The 21,674-nt window shown below is 62.0% G+C and carries 21 protein-coding genes and 15 tRNA genes; 3 read left to right on the plus strand and 33 right to left on the minus strand.

The genetic code is table 11. The annotated features are described in order from the left end of the window. Positions 1 to 211: 211 nt before the first annotated feature. The 9 genes from ACFPB1_RS26060 to ACFPB1_RS26100 all read right to left on the minus strand — a co-directional run bounded on the left by ACFPB1_RS26060 (position 212) and on the right by ACFPB1_RS26100 (position 10,635). On the minus strand, positions 212 to 1,309 hold the full coding sequence (locus ACFPB1_RS26060; RefSeq protein WP_379229132.1) for a Gfo/Idh/MocA family protein: 1,098 nt from the start codon (positions 1,307 to 1,309) through the stop codon (positions 212 to 214). A 195-nt stretch (positions 1,310 to 1,504) separates the two neighbouring features. Beyond that, positions 1,505 to 2,599, minus strand: a complete 1,095-nt coding sequence (locus ACFPB1_RS26065) for a Gfo/Idh/MocA family protein (RefSeq protein ID WP_379229133.1) — start codon at positions 2,597 to 2,599, stop codon at positions 1,505 to 1,507. Between the two features lie 44 nt (positions 2,600 to 2,643). Continuing rightward, entirely contained in the window at positions 2,644 to 3,267 is a 624-nt protein-coding gene (locus tag ACFPB1_RS26070) for a ThuA domain-containing protein (protein WP_379229134.1), read from the minus strand. 112 nt (positions 3,268 to 3,379) lie between these two features. After that, positions 3,380 to 4,546, minus strand: coding sequence for a Gfo/Idh/MocA family protein (locus ACFPB1_RS26075; RefSeq protein ID WP_379229135.1), 1,167 nt, complete (start codon positions 4,544 to 4,546; stop codon positions 3,380 to 3,382). Between the two features lie 66 nt (positions 4,547 to 4,612). Next, on the minus strand, positions 4,613 to 5,644 hold the full coding sequence (locus ACFPB1_RS26080) for a LacI family DNA-binding transcriptional regulator (RefSeq protein ID WP_379229152.1): 1,032 nt from the start codon (positions 5,642 to 5,644) through the stop codon (positions 4,613 to 4,615). Positions 5,645 to 5,861: 217 nt separating this feature from the next. Continuing rightward, positions 5,862 to 7,448 (minus strand): peptide chain release factor 3, encoded by a 1,587-nt coding sequence (locus ACFPB1_RS26085; RefSeq protein WP_379229136.1) that lies wholly within the window; start codon positions 7,446 to 7,448, stop codon positions 5,862 to 5,864. A 19-nt stretch (positions 7,449 to 7,467) separates the two neighbouring features. Next, complete coding sequence (locus tag ACFPB1_RS26090) at positions 7,468 to 8,097, minus strand: cyclase family protein (RefSeq protein WP_379229137.1); 630 nt, start codon at positions 8,095 to 8,097, stop codon at positions 7,468 to 7,470. Between the two features lie 45 nt (positions 8,098 to 8,142). Continuing rightward, entirely contained in the window at positions 8,143 to 9,690 is a 1,548-nt protein-coding gene (zwf, locus tag ACFPB1_RS26095) for a glucose-6-phosphate dehydrogenase (protein ID WP_379229138.1), read from the minus strand. A 135-nt stretch (positions 9,691 to 9,825) separates the two neighbouring features. Beyond that, on the minus strand, positions 9,826 to 10,635 hold the full coding sequence (locus ACFPB1_RS26100) for a YwmB family TATA-box binding protein (protein WP_379229139.1): 810 nt from the start codon (positions 10,633 to 10,635) through the stop codon (positions 9,826 to 9,828). A gap of 119 nt (positions 10,636 to 10,754) precedes the next feature. Between ACFPB1_RS26100 and ACFPB1_RS26105 the strand changes: the two genes are divergently transcribed. Both ACFPB1_RS26105 and ACFPB1_RS26110 read left to right on the plus strand, forming a co-directional pair. Further along, positions 10,755 to 11,156 carry a hypothetical protein gene (locus ACFPB1_RS26105; RefSeq protein ID WP_379229140.1) on the plus strand — a complete coding sequence of 134 codons (402 nt, stop codon included), beginning with the start codon at positions 10,755 to 10,757 and terminating at the stop codon, positions 11,154 to 11,156. A gap of 261 nt (positions 11,157 to 11,417) precedes the next feature. Next, positions 11,418 to 12,260 (plus strand): hypothetical protein, encoded by an 843-nt coding sequence (locus ACFPB1_RS26110; RefSeq protein ID WP_379229141.1) that lies wholly within the window; start codon positions 11,418 to 11,420, stop codon positions 12,258 to 12,260. A gap of 2 nt (positions 12,261 to 12,262) precedes the next feature. Here the strand turns inward: ACFPB1_RS26110 and glp are convergent, their stop codons facing one another. Then, positions 12,263 to 13,573 (minus strand): gephyrin-like molybdotransferase Glp, encoded by a 1,311-nt coding sequence (gene glp / locus ACFPB1_RS26115; protein WP_379229142.1) that lies wholly within the window; start codon positions 13,571 to 13,573, stop codon positions 12,263 to 12,265. A 182-nt stretch (positions 13,574 to 13,755) separates the two neighbouring features. Between glp and mobB the strand changes: the two genes are divergently transcribed. Next, entirely contained in the window at positions 13,756 to 14,295 is a 540-nt protein-coding gene (gene mobB, locus ACFPB1_RS26120) for a molybdopterin-guanine dinucleotide biosynthesis protein B (RefSeq protein WP_379229144.1), read from the plus strand. Positions 14,296 to 14,495: 200 nt separating this feature from the next. On the opposite strand, the gene ACFPB1_RS26125 is transcribed toward mobB, so the two are convergent. From ACFPB1_RS26125 to ACFPB1_RS26235, 23 genes are all read right to left on the minus strand, one after another. Continuing rightward, positions 14,496 to 15,173 carry a response regulator gene (locus ACFPB1_RS26125; protein WP_379229145.1) on the minus strand — a complete coding sequence of 226 codons (678 nt, stop codon included), beginning with the start codon at positions 15,171 to 15,173 and terminating at the stop codon, positions 14,496 to 14,498. Next, positions 15,130 to 16,275, minus strand: coding sequence for a sensor histidine kinase (locus ACFPB1_RS26130; protein ID WP_379229146.1), 1,146 nt, complete (start codon positions 16,273 to 16,275; stop codon positions 15,130 to 15,132). The genes ACFPB1_RS26125 and ACFPB1_RS26130 overlap by 44 nt, the downstream gene beginning before the upstream one ends. A 104-nt stretch (positions 16,276 to 16,379) precedes the next feature. Continuing rightward, positions 16,380 to 17,066 carry a PspA/IM30 family protein gene (locus tag ACFPB1_RS26135; RefSeq protein WP_379229147.1) on the minus strand — a complete coding sequence of 229 codons (687 nt, stop codon included), beginning with the start codon at positions 17,064 to 17,066 and terminating at the stop codon, positions 16,380 to 16,382. A gap of 2 nt (positions 17,067 to 17,068) precedes the next feature. Next, the gene (locus ACFPB1_RS26140) at positions 17,069 to 17,560 is read right to left on the minus strand and encodes a PspC domain-containing protein (RefSeq protein WP_379229148.1); all 492 of its coding nucleotides are present in this window, start codon (positions 17,558 to 17,560) and stop codon (positions 17,069 to 17,071) included. Next, complete coding sequence (locus ACFPB1_RS26145) at positions 17,557 to 18,255, minus strand: PspA/IM30 family protein (protein WP_379229149.1); 699 nt, start codon at positions 18,253 to 18,255, stop codon at positions 17,557 to 17,559. Before ACFPB1_RS26145 ends, ACFPB1_RS26140 begins: the two co-directional genes overlap by 4 nt. Positions 18,256 to 18,307: 52 nt before the next feature. Further along, the gene (locus ACFPB1_RS26150) at positions 18,308 to 18,598 is read right to left on the minus strand and encodes a LiaF transmembrane domain-containing protein (protein WP_090641049.1); all 291 of its coding nucleotides are present in this window, start codon (positions 18,596 to 18,598) and stop codon (positions 18,308 to 18,310) included. Between the two features lie 305 nt (positions 18,599 to 18,903). Then, positions 18,904 to 19,407: a hypothetical protein gene (locus ACFPB1_RS26155; protein WP_379229150.1), complete on the minus strand. Its 504-nt coding sequence runs from the start codon at positions 19,405 to 19,407 to the stop codon at positions 18,904 to 18,906. Between the two features lie 46 nt (positions 19,408 to 19,453). Continuing rightward, complete coding sequence (locus ACFPB1_RS26160) at positions 19,454 to 19,951, minus strand: M48 family metallopeptidase (protein ID WP_379229151.1); 498 nt, start codon at positions 19,949 to 19,951, stop codon at positions 19,454 to 19,456. A gap of 230 nt (positions 19,952 to 20,181) precedes the next feature. Beyond that, a tRNA-Leu gene (locus ACFPB1_RS26165) sits at positions 20,182 to 20,263 on the minus strand. 8 nt (positions 20,264 to 20,271) lie between these two features. Continuing rightward, positions 20,272 to 20,348 (minus strand) — tRNA-Arg (locus ACFPB1_RS26170). A gap of 16 nt (positions 20,349 to 20,364) precedes the next feature. Next, positions 20,365 to 20,438 (minus strand) — tRNA-Cys (locus tag ACFPB1_RS26175). Positions 20,439 to 20,448: 10 nt separating this feature from the next. Beyond that, positions 20,449 to 20,523, minus strand: a tRNA-Gly gene (locus tag ACFPB1_RS26180). Between the two features lie 6 nt (positions 20,524 to 20,529). Then, positions 20,530 to 20,604, minus strand: a tRNA-Gln gene (locus ACFPB1_RS26185). 24 nt (positions 20,605 to 20,628) lie between these two features. Continuing rightward, positions 20,629 to 20,704 (minus strand) — tRNA-His (locus ACFPB1_RS26190). A 17-nt stretch (positions 20,705 to 20,721) separates the two neighbouring features. Then, positions 20,722 to 20,795: transfer RNA gene (locus tag ACFPB1_RS26195), tRNA-Trp, on the minus strand. Positions 20,796 to 20,806: 11 nt separating this feature from the next. After that, positions 20,807 to 20,891: transfer RNA gene (locus ACFPB1_RS26200), tRNA-Tyr, on the minus strand. 4 nt (positions 20,892 to 20,895) lie between these two features. After that, positions 20,896 to 20,971: transfer RNA gene (locus ACFPB1_RS26205), tRNA-Thr, on the minus strand. 30 nt (positions 20,972 to 21,001) lie between these two features. Further along, positions 21,002 to 21,077 (minus strand) — tRNA-Phe (locus ACFPB1_RS26210). Between the two features lie 14 nt (positions 21,078 to 21,091). Continuing rightward, a tRNA-Asp gene (locus tag ACFPB1_RS26215) sits at positions 21,092 to 21,168 on the minus strand. 40 nt (positions 21,169 to 21,208) lie between these two features. After that, positions 21,209 to 21,285: transfer RNA gene (locus ACFPB1_RS26220), tRNA-Met, on the minus strand. A 28-nt stretch (positions 21,286 to 21,313) separates the two neighbouring features. Then, positions 21,314 to 21,389: transfer RNA gene (locus ACFPB1_RS26225), tRNA-Val, on the minus strand. A 78-nt stretch (positions 21,390 to 21,467) separates the two neighbouring features. Continuing rightward, a tRNA-Glu gene (locus ACFPB1_RS26230) sits at positions 21,468 to 21,542 on the minus strand. 5 nt (positions 21,543 to 21,547) lie between these two features. Next, positions 21,548 to 21,638 (minus strand) — tRNA-Ser (locus tag ACFPB1_RS26235). Positions 21,639 to 21,674 lie beyond the last annotated feature (36 nt).

Consider the following 21,674-nt stretch of genomic DNA (forward strand, 5'->3'; position numbering starts at 1 on the left):
CCGTAAGCTTCCTTCAGATTCCGCCTCGCGGCGGACACCCTTGCTTTTGGCTAACGGTAGGCGTTCGCCAGCCCCCGTTCGGGACTTTCACCCTAGAGATGACGCCCATGCTGGGCGTACACGACAACAGCCTGCCCCATGGGGACAGGCTGTTGTTTTGTTATGAAGCCGGGGATCGAGCGGGATTCCTGCTCGATTGGTCCGTCTTGCGTCAGACCGTCGGCGAGCTTTCCAGCGCCGGCATCGGCTCTGGACGCGAGCACGTGCTTTCCATGACGTAGTGCTTCCCGTCGCGGGACGCATCGTGGAAGCCGTGCATCGCTTCGAGCACGTGGTACGCCATCGCGCCGTTCGCGCGGTGCGGTCCGCCCTCGCGGATGGCGCGCGCCATGTCGGCGACGCCAATGCCGCGATTATTATCGGTGTTGCCGTGAGTCAGCGCGATCTCTTCCCATTCGCCGCCTTGCTTGCGCAGCTTCACGGTGCCGCCGAACATGTTTGGATCCGGCACGAGCAAGGACCCCGCGCTGCCGTGTACTTCGATATTCGGCAGCGACGTGCCCGCCTTCGTGTCGAAGCTCGTGATGAGCGTGCCCACGGCGCCGCTCGCGAAGTCGAGGACACCCGCGATATGCGTCGGCGTCTCCACCTTCATGACTTTGCCGTGCTTCTTCTCGCTCGTTATGGTCCGTTCGGGGTACGAGATGACCGCCGAGCCCGTCACGCGCCGGATCGGTCCCAGCAGCGTGATGAACGCGGTCAAATAATACGGCCCCATATCGAACATCGGGCCGCCGCCGACTTCATAGAAAAACTCCGGATCCGGGTGCCAGCCTTCCGGCCCGCCGCCCATCATGAAGCCGGATATCGAAATCGGCTGTCCGATCGCGCCGTCGTCTATCAGCTTGCGGCAGGTTTGGATTCCGCCGCCGAGGAACGTCTCCGGTGCGCTCGCGACGCGAAGCCCTTTCGCTTCCGCCAGCTCCAGCACTTTGCGGCCTTCCTCGCGGGTCACGGCGAGCGGCTTCTCGACGTAGACGTGCTTGTCCGCTTCCAGCGCCTGCAAGCAGACCGCGGCGTGCGCCTTCGGGAACGTCAGGTTGACGATGACCTCGATCTCGGGATCGGACATGATCTCGTCCACCGTATACGCTTTGGCCAGGCCGAATTCCTCGGCACGCATCTTCGCGCGCGCCAAATCGATATCGGCTGCCGCGACAAGGTCGATCTCGGGATAGTTCTTCAGGTTCGTAAAGTAAATCTGGCTGATGTTGCCGCAGCCGACAACGCCTACTTTCACTGGCTTCATTCGTCGCATGCTCCTCTGTTATCGCCGCGCCGGACAGGTCGTGCTGCCGCTGCCGGCGCGGCCGTATCGTGTTCGTTCGCAGCTGTCTCTTGTTCCAGGACGCGGGCCGCAGCTTTCGCCCGGGGCCCGTACGAGGAACAGCCCGCCCTTGCGGACAGGCCGTTGCCTACTTAGCAGTATACGCGATTCGGATCGTTATTTCGACTGCGTCTCCAGCGCCGGCATCGGCTCCGGACGCGAGCAGGTGCTTTCCATGACGTAATGCTTGCCGTCACGGGACGCGTCGTGAATGCCGTGCATCGCCTCCAGCACATGGTAGGCCATTTCGCCGTTCGCGCGGTGCTGGCCGCCCTCGCGGATCGCGCGCGCCATATCGGCAACGCCGATGCCGCGGTTATTGTCCGTATACCCGTGCGTCAGCTCGATCTCTTCCCAGTCGCCCCCCGCGCGGCGCAGCTTGACGGTGCCGCCGAAGCCGTTCGGATCCGGCACGAGGAGCGAGCCGGCGCTGCCGTGCACCTCGATGTTCGGCAGGGACGTGCCCCCCTTGGCGTCGAAACTCGTGATCAGCGTCGCGATCAGGCCGTTCTCGAAATCCAGCACGCCGCTGATGTTCGTCGGCGTTTCGACGACGATCGTTTTGCCGCGCTTCTTCTCGCTCGTGATCGTCCGCTCCGGATACGAGATCCGCGCGGAGCCCGTCACGCGGGCGATCGGGCCGAACAACGTCACGAATGCCGTCAGGTAGTACGGCCCCATGTCGAACATCGGGCCGCCGCCGATTTCGTAGTAGAACTCCGGATCCGGATGCCAGCTCTCGTGGCCGCCGCCGATCATGAAGCCCGTCGCCGATACCGGCTGGCCGATCGCGCCGTCGTCGATCAGCTTGCGGCATGTCTGGATGCCGCCGCCGAGGAACGTTTCCGGCGCGCTCGCGACGCGGAGGCCTTTGGCGGCCGCCAGCTCCAGCACCTGCTTGCCTTCCTCGCGCGTCACCACGATCGGCTTCTCGACGTAGACGTGCTTGCCCGCTTCGAGCGCCTGCAGGCAGACGGACGCGTGCGCCTTCGGAATCGTCAGGTTGACGACGATTTCGATCTCGGGATCCGCGAGCAGCTGCTCGACCGTGTACGCATGGGGCACGCCGTATTCCGCCGCGCGCTCCTTCGCGCGCTCGATATCGATGTCGGCCGCCGCGACGAGCTCGACCTCGGGGTATTTCTTCAAATTCGCGAAATAAATCCGGCTGATGTTGCCGCAGCCGATAATGCCGACTTTAACTGGCTTCATGAGTAATATGCCTCCCTGCTGGAATCCTTATGATCTTCGTTCGTTCAGCGTGCCGCCCACAGAAACCCGCGGCGCATGAGCTCGAGCGTCTGCGGCATAGCGACGATGTTCGCCTGATGGCCGAGCGAATTGTAGTAGACCCGCCCTTGTCCCCATGTTTTCGTCCAGACGACCGGCATTTTGACGTCGCCGAAGTTGGTCGTCGCATGGACCTTGACCGCCGGATCGACGTGCATGTAATACTGCTCGGAGACGACTTCGAAATCGCCGATGCCGCTCGTCAGCGGATCGTTCGCGTCGGTCATGTTGACGTCGTAGCGGACGCCGTCGTTGCCCGGATGCGCCACCCACTGGCCGCCGACCATGAACTGAAAGTCCGTCTCGTTGCGGAACGAGTCGCCCATGCCGCCGTGGCAGCCCGCGATGCCGCAGCCCGCGTGCACCGTATCGAGCAGCGGACGCAGCTGCTCCTGCTTGATCTGACCCATCGTCCATACCGGCACGATCAGGTCGAGCCCCGCCATCAGTTCCTTGTCCGCGAACGCGTCGAGCGTATCGGAGACCGTCACGTCGAACCCTTCCTCGCGCAGCAGGCCCGTGAAAATTTCCCCGACTTCCTTCGGCTGATGGCCGTCCCATCCGCCCCATACGATAAGCGCTTTTTTCATCGTTCAAAATCCTTCCTCTGTCGCGTATTCATTCGCTGTCTATGGCCATGTCGGCCACAGGCGTTCGTCCCGTCATGCGTTCCTTCCGATCAACCGGCGGCGAACCGGCCGCTCAGCGCAGCTCCGAAATCGCGACCCAACGGCGCTCCGCGATCGACTTGTCGACCGCTTCCAGCACGGCCTGGCATTCCACGCCGTCCGCGAAGTTCGGCACCGGCTGGCGGTCTTCCGTGATCGCATTCATGAATTCGACCATCTCGTGCGTGAACGTGTGCTCGTAGCCGATCGTGTGGCCCGGCGGCCACCAGTTCTGGCTGTACGCATGGGCACCGTCCGTCGCCAGCACGCGGCGGAAGCCTTGCACGTCGTCGGCGTCGTCCGAGAAGAATACCTGCAGCTCGTTCACCCGCTCGAAGTCGAATTTGATGCTGCCCTTGCTGCCGTTGATCTCGAACGAGTTCGTGCAGCGGTGACCCGGCGCGAAGCGCGTCGCCTCGATGCTGCCGAGGGCGCCGTTGTCGAAGCGCGCGAGGAACAGCGTCGCATCGTCGACCGTTACCTGGCCCTTCGGTGCGTCCGCGTCGGCTTTCGCGGTGAGCCCGCCGGTCGTCGCCGTCAGGAGCGGACGCTCCTTGACGAACGTTTCGCTCATGCCGATGACTTCATGGAACTCGCCGACGAGGAACCGGGCCATGTCGATGACATGCGCGCCCAGGTCGCCGTGGGCGCCGGAGCCCGCGATATCCTTCTGCAGGCGCCAGACGAGCGGAAATTCCGGATCGACGATCCAATCCTGCAGGAAGAAGCCGCGGAAATGATAAATCTTGCCGATGCGACCTTCCTCGATCAGCTTCTTCGCCAGCTGTACGGCCGGCGCGAACCGGTAATTGAAGCCGACCATGTGCTTGACGCCGGCCTTCTCGGCGGCTTTCAGCATCTCGACGGAATCCGCCAGGTTGAGCGCCAGCGGCTTCTCGCAAAAAATATGCTTGCCCGCTTCCGCCGCGGCGATCGCGATTTCCTTATGCGCGTCGCTCGGCGCATTAATGTCGACGACGTCGATGTCGTCGCGGGTGACCAGGCTGCGCCAATCCGTCTCGGCGCTCTCCCAGCCGAACTGCGTGCGGGACTGCTCTACGCCGGCGGCGTCACGGCCGCAAATCGCGACCATCCGCGGACGCGTCACGTCCGGGAAGAACATCGGCAGCGCGCGATACGCGTTGCTGTGCGCCTTCCCCATGAATTTGTAACCGATCATCCCTACTCGAATGCTGCTCATCGTACGATTCCACCTCTCCGCATGATTGGGTTTGGGTTCAATAGAATAGCTTCAAGATCTTCAGGCTCAGGTCGTGCCTTCGGGCATGGAGGAAGCGCGTTCAATCAGCTCGACGGGCAGCTTGACTTCGAACGGAACGGCGTCCTCGGGGTTCGCGACGGCGTCGAGCAGCCGCTCGGCGGCTTCGCGGCCGATGCCGAAGAACGGCACGCGAATGGAGGACAGCGGCGGGTCCGTCATGCGCACGATGTCGGAATCGTCGCAGCCGATCAGCGCGAGCTCGCCGCCGACCCGGATGCCGAGCTCCTTCAGACCTTGCAGGAGGCCGATCGCCATGCGGTCGTTCGCCGCGATCACGGCGTCCAGCCGGCCCGCCCGCACAAGGTCTGCAACCGCTTTCGCTTGCAGGTAACCGGTCTTGCGGCTGTAGTTGCCGAGCAGCACCCGCTCCGGCTCGTACGCGAGGCCGGCTTCCGCCAGCGCCTCCCGGTAGGCGTCCAACCGGTCCCGGCTGTTGGAATAGACCGCCGGCCCGTTCAGAAACACGATCTGCCGGCGTCCCTGCGCCAAGAGATGACGAACCGCTTCGCGCATTCCCGCGCCTTGGTCGGCATCCACGGAATTGTAGGCTTCGCCGCCGAAACGCTGGTTGACGAGGCAGAAGGGATAGTTCCCTTCCTTTAGCTCCGCCAGCGCCTCTCGCTCGGACGGCACGTCCTGCGCCCCGATGAGGATGCAGCCGTCGATCTTCTGCGTCCGGAACAGGGTGGCGTAATCCCGCGGCTCCTCCGGCTCGCGGAACAGCAGCAGCAGATCGTACCCGCGCCGTTTGGCGGCGATCCCGATCCCGCTCAGCACCTCGGAGAAATAATACGTCGAGAACAGGTTGACCTTCGGCAGCATCGGAAGAATGACGCCCAGATTGCCGCTTCTGCGCAGCGCGAACCGCTGCGCAAGCGCGTTCGGCACGTAATTCAACCGTTGTGCTGCGTCCAGCACCCGTTTCGCCGTTTCCTGCTTGACCGACCCGACGCCGCTAAGCACGCGCGAAACCGTCGCCTCCGAAACGCCGGCAAGCTCAGCGACTTTTTTACGGATAGGTCCTCGCTCCCGTTCTACATCAGTCTAGAATGTACACGCGTACATTTTCTCACGGCATCACCCGGTTGTCAACGGCGAATCGCGTCGAATGCGGAAAAGAATGGGGGTCCTTCCGTCCTAGCGGCTCAAGCTCCGTACTGCCGGTCAACCGGCTCAGCGCAGCGAAAAAAGCCCCGCAATCCGGCTTCTGCCGAACGCGGGGCCCTGCTTGGTATTAGGGCGCCATCTCCAAAAACTTGGAGGTGGGGTTCTTCTCCATGGCGGTGCGCATCGCGTATTCGTTCTCGAACAGCGCGACGTAATTATCCTTTTTGTCTTTCACGAGGGTCGAGTTGATCCGGTACTTGGACGGGTCGATTTTGTCATCGACGATCCAGCGCGCGAATTGGAACGGCATCCGGTGCAGCATGATGTCGACGCCGTATTCCGCGCGCATCCGGTGCTCGAACACCTCGAACTGCAGCTGGCCGACGACGCCGAGAATCGTTTCGTCGAAATTGCCGGTGGAATGGAACACCTGCACGGTACCTTCCTCCGTCAGCTGGTCGATGCCTTTCTGGTACTGCTTATGCTTCAGCGCGTTCTTGACGGTCACCTTCGCGAACAGTTCCGGCGAGAACGTCGGCAGCTCGTCGAACACGACGTTGCCGCCCTGCGCGAGCGAATCGCCGATCCGGAAGATGCCGGGATCGAACAGGCCGATGATGTCGCCGGGATACGCGTTCTCGACGATGTCCCGGTCCTGGGCCAGAAACTGCTGCGGCTGCGACAGCTTGATGTCTTTGCCGTTGCGCACGTGGCGCACGCTCATGCCGCGTTCGAAGCGGCCGGAACAGATCCGCAGGAACGCGATCCGGTCGCGGTGCGCCGGGTTCATGTTCGCCTGGATCTTGAACACGTAGCCGGAGAACTTCTCGCTCATCGGGTCGACCAGGCCGGACGTGCTTTTGCGCGGCGTCGGCGCCGGTGCCAGCTGCAGGAAGTTCTCGAGGAACGTCTGCACGCCGAAGTTGTTGACGGCGCTGCCGAAGAAGAGCGGCGTCAGCTCGCCCGCGCGCACCTTCTCGTAGTCGAACGGGTCGCCGGCCACGTCCAGCAGCTCCAGGTCCGCGATCAGCTGGTCGGTCAGATAATCGCCGGCCATCTCGCGAATATGCGGATCATGATAGTCCGCGACCTTCTGTACCTCGATGGTGGAATGGTCGTTGCCGCGGAACAGCTCGACCTGGTTCTTCATTCGGTCGTAGACACCGCACAGCTCGCGGCCCATGCCGATCGGCCAGTTCATCGGAACTGCCCGGATGCCGAGGACGCGCTCCAGCTCCTCCATCAGCTCGAACGGGTTCTGGCCTTCGCGGTCCAGCTTGTTAATGAAGGTGAAGATCGGAATGCCGCGCTTGCTGCACACCTGGAACAGCTTGATCGTCTGCGCCTCGACGCCCTTCGCGACGTCGATCAGCATGACCGCGCTGTCCGCGGCCGTCAGCGTCCGGTACGTGTCTTCGCTGAAGTCCTGGTGGCCCGGCGTATCCAAAATGTTGACGCGATGTCCGCTGTAATCGAACTGCATGACGGACGACGTGACGGAGATGCCGCGCTGCTTCTCGATCTCCATCCAGTCGCTCGTCGCGTGGCGGCTTGCTTTGCGCGCCTTGACGGAGCCCGCTTCTCGGATTGCGCCCCCGAACAGGAGGAGCTTCTCCGTCAGCGTCGTTTTCCCCGCATCGGGGTGAGAAATAATGGCGAACGTGCGCCGTTTCTCGACTTCCTGCTTGATTTCGTCCGTAATCGTTTTGCTCATGTCTGTTCCCTTCGTCCCTTTAAATGCCGCCGATCAGAAACGCTCGCGCCGGCGCCGCTTCGATGCCGGCCAGCTTGAGCGGCGCGACGACCATGAAGTAGCTGCCGGCCGCGACGTCCCTCAGACGCAACCCTTCCACGACCACGATGTTGTTGCGGAACAGCGCGCGGTGCGTCGGATGCCCGATTTGGCCCCGCTCGATGCCCAGCGCGTCCGTGCCGACGCCGCGGACGCCGAGCTCGATCAGGTACCGCGCTCCGTCCTCCCGCAAATACGCGAAATCCGGCTCGAACGAATCCGAACGGGAATTCCGCGTCTTCATCAGCACCCAATCGTTGCGCTGCAGCCCGAGCGGCTCCAGGTCGTCCCGCGTGACGGCTTCCGCGCAATGCGTCAGGTCCGCCACGCGGGCCATGCCCACGAGCTGCTCCAGGCCGATCGTCTCGATCGCGTCGCCGTCCTTCAGCATATGCAGCGGCGCGTTCACGTGCGTGCCGGCATGCGAATCCAGGTCCAGACGAGATTCGTAGACGGCTTCCCCGCCTTCGTGGCAGGTCACGTTCGTGATCTTCGGCATTTTCGATTCTTTGTTTTTGTACACCGGCATTGCCGGTCCGATCGTCATCGAGATATCGTAGATCCTAAACATCGCCGCATCCTCAGGGGCTCATCGCCGCGCAAGACGACGGCCCGTTCACTTCGGCCCGCCGGAGATCCAGATGACGTTGTCCTCCGCCTGCCCGTTGACCGGCCACCAATGGAAGCCGTCCTCGGCCAGCAGCTGCTCGACACGCGCAGGCCCCCACGAGCCCGCGGGGTACAATTCGAGCTCCGGGCTGTTGCCGCGCCACGCTTCGGCGATGCGGTCCACGAATGCCCAAGCCTCCGCCACCTCGTCCCAGCGCGTGAAGTACGTCGACTCCCCGCGGCCCGCGTCGTGCAGCAGGCGCTCGTACGCTTCGGGCGTATTGATGCCGATCATGCAGCTTTGGCAGAATTCCATCGAGACCGGCTGCACGACGTTGTCGACGCCCGGCTTTTTCGCGTTGATTTTAATGTAGATGCCTTCCATCGGGTTCACGCGGATGACCAGCAGGTTCGGCGCCAAATCGTGACGCTGCGCGAACAGCATGTTGTCCGGCACGTTTTTGAATTCGACGACGACTTCGGTCGTCTTAACCGGCAGCCGCTTGCCCGTCCGGATGTAGAACGGCACGCCCGCCCAGCGGAAATTGTCCAGGTAGACGCGCGCCGCGAAATACGTCTCGGTCTCCGACTGGGGATTCACGGAATCTTCATCGCGGTAGGCGCTGAGCGGCTTGCCGTTCAGCTCGCCGCCGGCGTACTGGCCGCGGATGACGTTCGCCTTCACTTCCTCCGCCGAAGCGAACGGACGCAGCGAACGAAGCGCCTTGACCTTCTCGTCGCGGAGGTCCTCCGGATGCAGCCGGCTCGGCGGCTCCATCGCGATCATCGCCAGCATCTGCATCATGTGGTTCTGCACCATGTCGCGCAGGGCGCCGGACTTGTCGTAATAGCCGCCGCGCTCCTCGACGCCGACCGTCTCGGACAGCGTGATCTGCACGTTAGCGATATGCTTATTGTTCCAGAGCGGCTCGAAGAAGGCGTTGGCGAAGCGCAGCACCTGAATGTTCTGCACCATCTCCTTGCCCAGGTAGTGGTCGATCCGGTAGATCTCCTCTTCCTTGAACACTTGGCTCAGCTGCGCGTTCAGCTTGCGCGCCGATTCCAGGTCGTAGCCGAACGGCTTCTCGATGACGAGCCGGTTCCAGCCCTTGGATTCCAGCATGCCGCCGTCGCGCAGGTTGAACGACACCGGCCCGAACAGCTCGGGCGCGAGCGCCAGGTAGAACAGACGGTTGCCCGGAATGTCGAACTTGGCGTCCAGCTCCCCCGTCAGGCGGGCCAGCTCGCGGAACCCGTCGACGTTATTGATGTCCAGCGACATGTAGACGAAATGCGAGGCGAACCGCTCCCACTGCTGCGAATCGTCCGCTTTGTACCGGCAAAATTCGCCGATCGACTTCAGCAGGTCCGCGCGGAATTGCTCGTTCGTCCGGGGCCGGCGGGCGAGGCCGACGACGGCGAAGTCTTCGGCCAGCTTGCCTTCCTTGTACAGGCTGAACAGCGCGGGAAACAGCTTGCGGCGCGCCAGATCGCCGGTCGCACCGAACAAATAATATACCGCACCTTCGGCGGCGATGGAATCTTGTTTGTTCACGTCGGTCATGTCCCTCATTCTTTCTATGTATTTTTTTGGCACCACTGACACGCTCGTTTTAATGTAGTTTAGCATAACGGGCGTGGAGAAGCTATTCATCCCGGGCGAAACCCATCATGCCCGCCTGGTAATGCCTCACTTAGCTTGCATCGTATAATCCCCGGTTATGAGCGGAACCCCAATAATTAATTCCGGCCCCGTTCCGGACGCGCCGCGCGACTCCGCGATCTGCAGGTTGACCGGCTTCGAGCCGCTCAGCACCCGGCTTCCGAGCGCCCCGCTGAAGTACGTCAAGCTGCTCGTGTTCTCATCCTCGTAGGCTTCCGTTTCCTTCGCCTCCGCCGCCTCCGCGACACGCGCGCCCGCTCCTTCCGCCGCGGGGCGGCCCCTGACGGTTAACCCTCCGCGAAGCTGCAGGCCCGAGGCGTCCAGCATCGCCTTGTCCACCCTGGCGATCCCTGCCCCGATGACGCCGCGATCCGCTTGCCGCGCCGCATCGAGCAGCAGCACGATGTCATAGAGGGGGGCTTCCGGACGCGCTCCGTCCTTGGCCGGACGCGAGCGCACCCACAGAGTCAGCTTGTAGTCGGGATAATCGGACGCCACGACGTCGACCGGCGCGCCGCCCGCGTCCAACCGGCCGTTCAGCTTGAAGCCCAGCGCCGAGGCGAACGCGTTTGCCGTCTTGAGGCCGGCGGATCCGTCCCAGCGGAACGACCACGCGGCCTCGTCCGCACCGCCCGCGTAGGCCCCGTCGCTCCAGCGCCACACCGTCTCGAAATCCGCCCGCAGCGGTCCGGACGCGTCGCCGCCGTCTTTCCCGCGCAGGATCGCCCACGCGGCGGCCGCGGCGAGCACGAGAAGCGCGGCGAGCACGCCGATTGGCGGGCGCGAGCCGCGCTTCGTTTTCCGGATGGGGACAGGCGTCACGGACCGTACTGCCATCGAGGATCCACTCCTTGCGCCCTTTCAATTGCCGGGCGATCTGGGTAAATATCCATACGCAACCGCCTCTGGGTGAATACACTGTCACAGGTCTACCTAGGGGAGGTGTCAACTAACCGATGGAACAAATTTATCCGCTTCACGAGGAGAACATCAAGCGTTTCTGCGGCATGCCCGTCTGCGTGGTGACGAATGAAGGACAGCGCCATGTCGGCATCCTGACCAGCTGCCGCGACGGACGAATCATGCTGAACGAGCGCCCCGCGGCTGCCGACGGCCAACTCGGCGGACACGCGACCTCGGCCGCCCAGAAAGGCAAACTAACGAATCAGAAGAGCAAGAAAGCGAAAAAGGGGAAAGCCGCCGTCGAGTCCAAGACGACGGGCGCCGCGCAGACGCAGGCCTATTATCCTTACGATCCGTACGGCTACTATGGCGACTGGTACGGAGGCTTCGGTTTCGGCGCCGAAGTGCTCGCGTTCGATTTGGCCGCTCTCGCCTTCTTGTTCCTGCTCATCTGAACCAAACTTCGCGCCGCCCGAGCCTGCCGCAGCGGACTCGGGCATTCTCATGGGCGTGGCTTGTCCGCCCGGACGCTTGCACGAAAAGCTGGTGGTGCTTGAAACATAATGGATCATGCGGTAAGGGGGAGCCGAAAGAGCTGTGCGGATGACTCGTAGCCGAGCCGTATCTCAGGAGAAAATTCTCGTAACTACCTAGTGCGGTTACCGGATGATCTGCTATGTTTAGCATAGCATAATCCCTAGCCGGAGGCGATGTCCGTGGTGATGCCGTACGAAGTTCCGCCCGTCAGCGAGGCCGTTCGCACGCGCGACGAGCCGTTTGACCCGCTGGAGCGATACGCGATGTATCCGCATCCGTTCGAGGAAGATTATCCGTTTCGCAGAAGAGAAGGGGTCAAGACCGCATCCGCAAAACGAGCGACGCCGGCCGGTCTCCTGGACTTACCGGCCGCTTTGCCGCGCGGCGCCGGGGCGGCGCTGCGCGCGGCCGCCGAGCAGGCCGCCGCGTGGCTGTGTGATGCCGGGGAGCTCCGTGCGGCGCTGGAGGCGCTGACGGAGCGGCTCACGTCGCCGCCGTCTAACCGTGTGCTGCTGACGGAGCTAGGCGGCGTCCTGGATCTGGAGCAGGCCGCGCCCTTCGGCTCCCGCGTCGACGTCCGGGTCGAGCGCGATCTCGGGCCGCTGACGGATCAGCTGCGGCGTGTGGCTGCCCGTGTCAATGCGCTGCGCGAGCTGCACGTCCGCGCCGGCGGCGCCCTTCGTCCGGAGCCGATGCGGCGGATCGAGGACGCGCTCGCGCAGCCCGGCGCCGAGGCGGCCGGTTTCCGGCGCTCGTCCGCCGGCGCTTGGCAGGTCGATGAAGGCGAGCTGCGGGCGTCGTTCGGAGCGCCGGAGCTTGCGGAGAGCCGGCGGTGCTTCGCCGGACCGGGCGGTTTCGCCTCCGCGCTGGCGGACGAGATCGACGCATGGCGGCGTCGGCCGCTCAGCGCGCTAATTGATCTGAACGGCTGCTCGTTTCACGCCTTAGCCCAATATGGCGCGGACGCCGCGCCGCGTTCCCAGCCGGGGCTGCGCGGCTTTCGCGTCGATGCCGCGCTGTAACGCTAGAGCAGAATGACGTCGACGACGTCGCCTTCCGCGGCGCCTGACGCGCCCGGCTTCAGGCGGATCAGCCCGTCGGCGGCCGGGATGGACGCCAGCATGCTCGATTTGCCGAACGCGAGCGGATCGGCGTACTGCACGCCGCTCTCGGTACGGATCCGCGCCCGCACGAATCGCTCGTGCGGGCTTCCCTTCGCGAAGCCGCCGACGAGCCTGGCTGTCGCCTGCTTCGGCCGCGCCAGCTCCGGCGATGCCCCTTGCAGGCGGGCGATCGCGGGGCGCGCGAACAGCTCGAAGCCGACGAAGCAGGCGCCGGGGTTGCCCGACAAGGCGACGAGCAGCTTGCCGGAGACGATCGCGGCCGACGTCGGCGCGCCCGGGCGCATCGCCGCTTTGTTGAACAGCAGCCGGCTGTCCGGCGGCAGCTGCGAACCCGGCGCTTCTCCGTCCGCCGTCGCCTCCCCAATGCCGCGCAGCAGCGCCGCCATCACATCGTAATCCCCGACCGACACGCCGCCGGTCGTGATCAGCATGTCGCACGAAGCCAGCGCGTCCGCGACGGCCCGCGCCGCCGCATCGGGCTCGTCCGGCACGCGGCCGAGCATCGCCGGCACGCCGCCGGCTTGCGCGATCAGCGCGGCGACCATCGCGCTGTTGCTGTCGCGGATGCGCCCCGGCGCCAGCGGCGCCTCCACCGGCAGCAGCTCCGCGCCGGTCGCGAGGACCGCGACGCGCGGCCGCGCATATACCGGCACGGCGGCATAGCCGAACGTGCCGAGCAAGGCCACGTGGCCCGGCCGCAGCAGCTCGCCGGGCGCCGCGATCGCGCTCCCGCGGCGGAACTCCTCGCCCTGCGGCGCGACGTTCTGGCCGGGCCGGGCGGCGCTCTTCACCCGCACCGCCGCATGCCCGTCCAGACGGGCATCCGCCGTCTGCTCCAGCATGACGACGGCGTCCGCCCCCGGGGGCACCGCGCCGCCCGTCATGATGCGGACGGCCGTGCCCGGCGCCACGTCCGCCGAGGCGAGCTCGCCCGCGGCGACGGCGCCCACGACGCGCAGCGTCGCCGGCAAGCCCGGCGACGCCAGCGCCGTATCCGCGCTGCGGACGGCGAATCCGTCCAGTCCGGCCCGCGCGAAAGGCGGCCAGTCCGTCGTCGCGGCCACCGCCTCCGCCAGCCGCCTTCCCCCGGCCTCCCACAGCGGCACGGTTTCCCGCCGCCCCGGGACGGCCGCCGCGATAACCAGCTCCATCGCGTCGTCTACTTTCACGGCGCGCCTGCGAAACCGCGCCTCCTCCTGCCTCTCGTTCATGCGACCTCCGCTGCGTCCATCCGCCCGATTTTTCGTTTCCCAACCTTTACACGATCCTCGCGGGTGCTTATCATGTTCTTATCATTGTAGCAGAATCCGGCCGGGCCGTGGATACGCTTAATCAACCTTCCCGCAGGTGGGCGATGCGCCGGCCTCATCGGATCCAGAAAGGAGTTGCTCGCATGCTCGACCCTATTCCCGGCCGGACGCCGGCGGACCATGCTCCGTTCGTGCTCCAGCTCGTCGGGTACAAGAACAGCGGCAAAACGACGCTGACCGCCAAGCTCGTCGCGCGCCTCAAGCAAGCGGGCTGCCGCGTCGGCACCGTGAAGCACGACGCCCATGAGTTCGACATGGACCGGCCGGGCACAGACACATGGAAGCACCAAGCCGCCGGCGCGGACATGACCGCGATCAGCTCCGCCTCCGGCAGCGCGATTCTAAGCCAAGGCCCCGAACCCCTGTCCGTGCTCCTAGCGCATATGCGACATTTGGACGTCGTGCTGGTCGAAGGGTTCAAGCAGGCCGAGCATCCCAAGCTCATCCTGCTGCGCACGCCGGCGGACGAGGAACTGCTTCGGCTCGCGAATCCGCTGCTGGCCGTCGTCTGGCCGGAAGCGGCCGCCCTGAAGCCGGCGATCGCCATCCCCGTCTACGACCTCGCGGAGGACGACGCTATCGCGCAAGCCGTCTTCGCGCGGCTCCCTGCCCGCGAACGCTAAAAAGGCCCGAAAACAGCTCACGTTCGTCCGTGCGCTCCTTTCGGGCCCTTTCCCTGCGCCTGCTGCCGGTCGCCGCCGCAGCCGAACCGTATGCGCCATCCGCCTACAGCCTCGATCATCGAGCTGCCGGCGGCCTCATATCCCTGCCTGCGGCCAATCGCGATGTACCGCTGCTCACCGGGCCGCTCCTGCGGTCTTCCTTACTCCGCCAACCCGTGCTTATGCGCGTAGATCGCCGCCTGCGTCCGATCCTCCACGCCCAGCTTCGCGAAAATATTCGTCACGTGGAACTTGACCGTCTTGATGCCGATGAACAGCTCATCCGCGATTTCCTGGTTGGACAAGCCACGGCCCACGCACTTGAGCACGTCCATTTCGCGCTCGGTCAACTGGTCGTGCAGCGGCTTCGCGTTGTCCGGCTTCGGCTGGCGGAACCGGTTCATCATTTTCGCCGCCACCTGCGATTCCAGCACGGACTGCCCGCGGGACGCGGCGCGGATCGCTTCGGCGATTTCGCTCGCACGCGACGTTTTCAGCAGGTAGCTGAACGCCCCCGCCTCGATCACCGGATACATTTTTCCGTCGTCCAAGTAGCTCGTCAGGACGATGACCTTGCAGTCCGGATACAGCTCCAGCAGCCGCCGGGTCGTCTCCACGCCGTCCATGCCCTCCATCACGAGATCCATCAGCACGACGTCCGGCCGGTACGCCTGCGCGAGGCGAATGCCTTCCTGGCCGTTGCTCGCTTCCCCGACGACCTCGATGCCTTCCTCCGTATTCAATACGGCCGCCAGCCCGATCCGCACCATCTCGTGATCGTCGACCAACAAAACCTTAATAGGCTGTTCGATGCTGTCCATTCGTTCGATCGCTTCCATTCGGTGATATTCCTCCTCCATCCGGTGCAGCCGACGGCACCCAAATATCGATGACCACTCCATTGCCGGGCGACGTGATGAGCTTCATGGAACCGCCCAGTTCGTTCACCCGTTCTTCCATCGTAAGCAAGCCGTACGACGTCTGCTTCTTCTCCTCGGCGTGGAACCCGACGCCGTTGTCCTGCACCGTCAACCGCACGTAAGCCCCCGCCTGCTGCAAGTAAATGTTCAGCTGGTCTGCCTTGGAATGCCGCAGCGAATTGGACATCGCCTCCTGGGCGATCCGGAACAAATGATCCTCAGCCTCGGCCCCGAGCTTCACGGCCACATCCGCCTCCAGCGTAATGGCCATCGGCACTTTCTGCTTCAGCTCGTCCACGAGTCCGTGCAGCGCCTGGCTGAGATGCTTCCCGTCCAGATGGACCGGCCGCAGATGCAGCAGCAGCGCGCGCATTTCCGACTGCGCCACGGATGCCATCTCTTCGATGAGCTGGACCTGCCGCTTAGCGCGTTCCCAGTCCTTCTCGAGCGTGCGGCTGACCGCCGTCGCCGTCATGGAGATAGCGAACAGCTGCTGGCTGACGGCATCGTGCAGCTCGCGCGCGAGGCGCTGCCGCTCCTCGATGACCGCCGTGAACCGGACTTGCTCCGTCCAAGCCTCATCCTCGGCGGACATCGCGTCTTCCGCATCGTCATCACTCACTTCGGCCGGGAGCGTCACGCGCTGGCGTTTGCGGCGCTGCTGCTCTGCCAACCGTTTCAACGCCGCGCGGAGCTTCATCCCCTGTAGATAACTATACACCGCCGCGAGCACGAGCGCAGCCGCGATGACCGATAATCCGATCAAGGCCGCCTTGCTCTGCAGCGCGAACAGCTTCACGTATCCGGTACCCTGCAGCACCAGCACGCTTAAGCCCAAAATCACGAACAGCCAAAGCACGGTTTCCGCCGCGTTCTTCCGTTTCGCTTCAGCCGGGATTTGCGGACTCGGACCTTGGCCGCGAAATCCGACCGGCGTGCCGCTAAGCTTAACGGGCGCGGCCGGCATGTCGTTCCGTTCTTGCGCCTCGCCGCGTTCCGGTTCGGGCGTTCGTTCGCTCACGGCTGTTCCTCCTCCCTATGTATGAACGCGCGAAAATATGCCAGTGGCCGATGCCGGTGAAGCGCATCGACCAAGGCACATCGCATCGATTTATTCGTGCCGCGTTATTCGGCGGACGGCGGGTTCAGCCGGTTTTTGAGCGCCTGCAGCTGCTCTTCCACCTTCAGTTGCTTCGAAGGATCGACCGGTGCCGCGGATGCCGGGCGGTTGTAGGAGTTGAAAGGCACGCGCATGACGTCCGCCTCCGCCTCCATTTGCATGATTTTCTCTTCCATCCGACCGAAGCCGCGCGACGCGTTGCCGCTTTCGATCGTATGCACCGCCGTGACTTGCGCCATTTGCTTTTTCGCCTTTGCCATTTGGGCGCGGGCGGCAAGCTCGTTGCGTTTGTTGCGGAGCTGGTAGTACTCGTCTTTCATGCCGTGCAGCTGACCCATCAGCTCTTCGGCTTGCGCCTTGGCATTCGCGTGCAGCTCCGTGAATTCGGCCGTCTTCTGATCGAAGAAGAGCTTCTCTTCCAGCAGTTTGCGCGCCAGCTCTTCCTGTCCCGAACGGAGCGCCGTCTCGGCTTTCGCCTCGCGGTCCACGCCGCCTCTCGTCGCCTCTTCCAACCGCTGCAGCATGCGGCGCTCGTTGGCCATTTGCTTCGCGACCGTCAGTTCCGCCGCGTGGATCTCAGCCTCCATATCGCGCAGGTACTGATTCAGCATGACGACCGGATCTTCCATTTTATCGAGCAGCTCGTGAATGGACGCTTTCGTCATATCTTTCATCCGTTTGAAAATACTCATTGTTAAACATCTCCCTTCTCGTGTTTAGCCAGTTTTGCGCGCAGCTCTTCGATTTCCTTCTTCAATGCGCGTTTCTCCAGGTCTTCCATCATGGCATCGATATTGGAAGGCGGGGTCGCTTGCGTTTGCGCGGGAGGCTTCTGCCAGCTCGGGCCGGACGCGCCGTCGAACGAATTGCCATAGGTGCTGCCCGGGCCGTAGGGGTTGTGCCCGCCGAAGTGATTACCGCCGAAATGGCCGTTGTGATGATTGTTGCTCCAGCCGCCGCCGAAGCCGCCGGGACCGGGACCGTATCCGCCGCCGAAATCGTAAGGGTTTTTCGGTACGACCAGTCCGGCCAAAACGTATACCACGATCAATGCGCCGCTCGTAAAGACCGTGACGACGATCAGGAGAATCCGAACGAGCGTCGCATCCACGTTCAGCATCTCGGCGAGCCCGCCGCAGAGGCCGAACAGCTTCTTGTCGCGTCGCGATCGATACAGCTTCTTCATTGCGATTTCCATCCTTCCTGCTGCAGTTTCCGCTTCAATTGCTCCATTTCGCGTTCGATGCTGGATTGCAGCGTTTGTCCCGCTCCGCTCACCCATTCTTGCCCGGCTTTGCGGAGGTCGCGCAGACTGCGCGCTTCGAGCTCCATATCGCTCAGGCGGTCATCCAGCCGGCGGAAGATGCCGGCTGACTGCTGACCCGGCGCATTGTTGAACACGCCGCCCTGGGCGTAGCGTTCGTTCAGCCGCTGCTGCAGACGGAGCGACTCCATCCGTGCCGCGAAATACTCCCGCTTATCGTACACGCTTTGATATTCGCTGCGCAGCTCCCGAAGCTGTTCTTCCAGCTCTTTGACGCTTTGCGCCGCTTGTTCGTAGAGCTCCCGGTATTGCGTGGCGCGCTCTTCGCTCGACGCCTTCTCCATCAGCGCGATCCGGGCGACGTGCTCTTCGCCCGCTTTAAGGGCGATAATTGCTTGCTGCTCGCGCTTCTCTTTCAATTGCTCCGCTTGCAGCCACTGGGCTTTCAAATGATTGCCATGGCCGTTCACTTGCTGGTACAGCTTCTCCGCTTGAATGATTTCTTCCCGCGTCGACCAGAGAAACTGGTCGATCAGCTTAACGGGATCCTCCGCTTTCTCGAGCCGCTCGTTCAACGTCGCGACCGTCATGTCCCTTACTCTCCGCATAATGCTCATTGCCTGATCCTCCTTCGTTCCGAACGTTCAATGACGATTAGTGCTGTTTACATTAGACGCGTTTTTCGCGATTTTTGAACATTGCCACGCCCCACACGATCAAGCCGATCGCGATCAGCAGCGAGAGCAGGCCGAAGAGTTTAGGCAGCAGCATCAGACCGCCGACGACGATCAGAATCGAACCGATCACCTTGCTGTTGTTGCGAACTCCGACGACGCCGAGTCCGATCAGGATGAATGGCATCAGCAGGCCGACGATCCAGCCCAAATGAATACCGAGAAACTTCATCACCATCAAACCGCCGATGACAACCAAGAATGCGCCAAGTGCATTTTTCCCCATGTTACGTCACCACCTTTCGATATCCATTGTTACTTGCTGTTACGTTTTGGCTTTACGGATGTTTCGTTTCTTGCGTTCTTGCTTATGTCCTTATTCTAGGTTGTTTTCGGATTTCCCAAAACGGACCCGCGACGGTATTTGACCCTAGACCTCAGGCGGGGAGCCCGCAGACCCTTAGACCGAACGCGTCTACGACTCGAATAACCCGCCAGGACCGCCCTCCCGCGAAGGCATGCCGAGCCCGGAAAACCTACAAAGAAAAAGCCCGTGAGACGAACCGTTTCACAGGCAGAGGTTATGAATGCTTAATAGAGCGACGCCCGAAAATCCTGAATCATCCTCGCTTCGATCCAAGGCTCCGCTTTCTTGAGCTCGGCCTCGATCCGGTCAGACCGCTCGTCGGTTATACCGATTTGAGCCGACGGCTGGTAATGCCGCCGCAGAAACTGCATCCGGTAAGCGCCCGGGGGATGCGTATAATCGAGTCTGGAGCCTTCCAGCAGCTCCGCGCGGTGAATTCGTTCCCGTTCGCGTTCCGGCATCGCTTGCGCAATCGCGTTGTGGGCGTCGAAAAAGCTGCCTTGCTGCCCGCTCAGCACATGCCGCTGCAACGCCATTCTGAACGTCACTTCACCGTACAGCTTGTCATTCAGCCGCATCATCGCTTCAGTGCCGCTCATCTCCGCGCTCAACGCATCCGCCAAATATTCTGCTCGCTGCGACTCGTAATAATAGAGGTGGATGAATCCGACAGCCATGTACAGCGGAATGTAGGATAGCAACTTAAGTACGTTTTTGGAAAGAAACACCACCCAGTTCCGCTCCAGAATGAGCGAGTCCTGAGGATATAATAGATCATGCCAACGAATCAGCGTACGATAAGCGGATAACGTGAAGAAAGAGCGACGCACATCGCGATTGACCCTCATGCCCGATTAGGGCGATCTTTTCTTCCCGATTCAATATCCCGAACAACGGCAGCCCGAGCGTTACGTAACGCTTCATGCGCCAGCCCGATTGCTCATAAGAGGCATTAAATTGATGGTCCAGGATCAAGCCGTTGATTCGCGGCAGCCGCATCTGATCGCAAATGTCATCGACGAGCGCATAGAGCGCTCCATGTTCCTGTCGGGACAGCAGAATGCCGTCGTAGGTAAGCTTGGGGATGCGAGGCATGGAGAACCAAACAGCCAACGCCACAATCGCTGCGAGCAAATAAAAGAAATAATGCCCTTGAATACCGTTCACGATCAAGTAACAACAAACGGCTATCAACGCAACCGTCACGCAATGAACGAGCCCGGCAAACAAATTCGTCAGCAGCCTGCTACGTTTCATCGGAATGACTTGCAATCGCTTCTGCTTGCACCTACGCGCGCTCCCTTGACGATAATATCCAGTTCCTCTTCATTTTACAAGAAAAGGGAAGCGCCGAATAGCAGCTATCTGATGTAGGACCCAAAATCCAAGCCCAAGCATCATCAGACTTAAACAAAACAAAAACCATCAGACTTAAACAAAACAAAAACGTTGACCGGCGTAGACCGATCAACGTTTATTCGAAGACATAATGTTATACAGGTTGGTGCCGGTGAGAGGACTCGAACCTCCACGGTTTCCCTCACGATTTTGAGTCGCGCGCGTCTGCCATTCCGCCACACCGGCTTATTTGATGGCGTGCCCTAAGAGATTCGAACTCCTGACCTTTTGATTCGTAGTCAAACGCTCTATCCAGCTGAGCTAAGGGCACAAAAATAAAAAAATGGTGGAGGCGCCACCCAGACTCGAACTGGGGGTAAAGCTTTTGCAGAGCTCTGCCTTACCACTTGGCTATGGCGCCAGATAACAAATGGAGCGGAAGACGGGAATCGAACCCGCGACCCTCGCCTTGGCAAGGCGATGCTCTACCGCTGAGCCACTTCCGCATATAATGGCTGGGGATCTAGGATTCGAACCTAGGCATGACGGAGTCAAAGTCCGTCGCCTTACCGCTTGGCTAATCCCCAACGTGTATGAAGTTTAAGTTGAAATGGGGCGACCGATGGGACTTGAACCCACGAATGCCGGATCCACAAACCGGTGCGTTAACCCCTTCGCCACGATCGCCATACAACTTATGAAATTGGCAGGGGCAGCAGGAATTGAACCCACACTAACGGTTTTGGAGACCGCTGTTCTACCTTTAAACTATGCCCCTAAATAATAAAGTGGTGGAGGATGATGGATTCGAACCACCGAACCTGGAAGGAAGAGATTTACAGTCTCCCGCGTTTGGCCACTTCGCTAATCCTCCAAGATGGTGCCGGCGAGAGGACTTGAACCCCCAACCTACTGATTACAAGTCAGTTGCTCTACCAATTGAGCTACACCGGCAAATGTTGCTTTAATCATAGCTTGTCTTAATGGTGGCTCGGGACGGAATCGAACCGCCGACACGAGGATTTTCAGTCCTCTGCTCTACCAACTGAGCTACCGAGCCTGACATGGTTATAATGGCGGAGCCGACGGGATTCGAACCCGCGGTCTCCTGCGTGACAGGCAGGCATGTTAGGCCTCTACACCACGGCTCCACATTATAGGCTAGTCCTCGGTAGTGAACCGAAGGTAAATTGGTTGCGGGGGCAGGATTTGAACCTGCGGCCTTCGGGTTATGAGCCCGACGAGCTACCGAGCTGCTCCACCCCGCGTCATTAGAAAGTGCTGCTATTTCGTTAATGGTGGAGGCTGAGGGGATCGAACCCCCGACCCTCTGCTTGTAAGGCAGATGCTCTCCCAGCTGAGCTAAGCCTCCGCAATTGAGCGACAAGTAATACTATAGCTCAACAGTCATGCTCAATGCAAGACTTTTTTGAAGAAAATCTGGAAAAAATGGTGACCCGTAGGGGATTCGAACCCCTGTTACCTCCGTGAAAGGGAGGTGTCTTAACCCCTTGACCAACGGGCCATATCTGGCGGAGAGCGAGGGATTCGAACCCTCGATACGCGGTTAACGTATACACGATTTCCAATCGTGCTCCTTCGACCACTCGGACAGCTCTCCACAGATGGCTCCCCGAACAGGACTCGAACCTGTGAC

The organism is Paenibacillus sp. GCM10023250 (assembly GCF_042653205.1).
GTDB lineage: Bacteria > Bacillota > Bacilli > Paenibacillales > Paenibacillaceae > Paenibacillus_Z.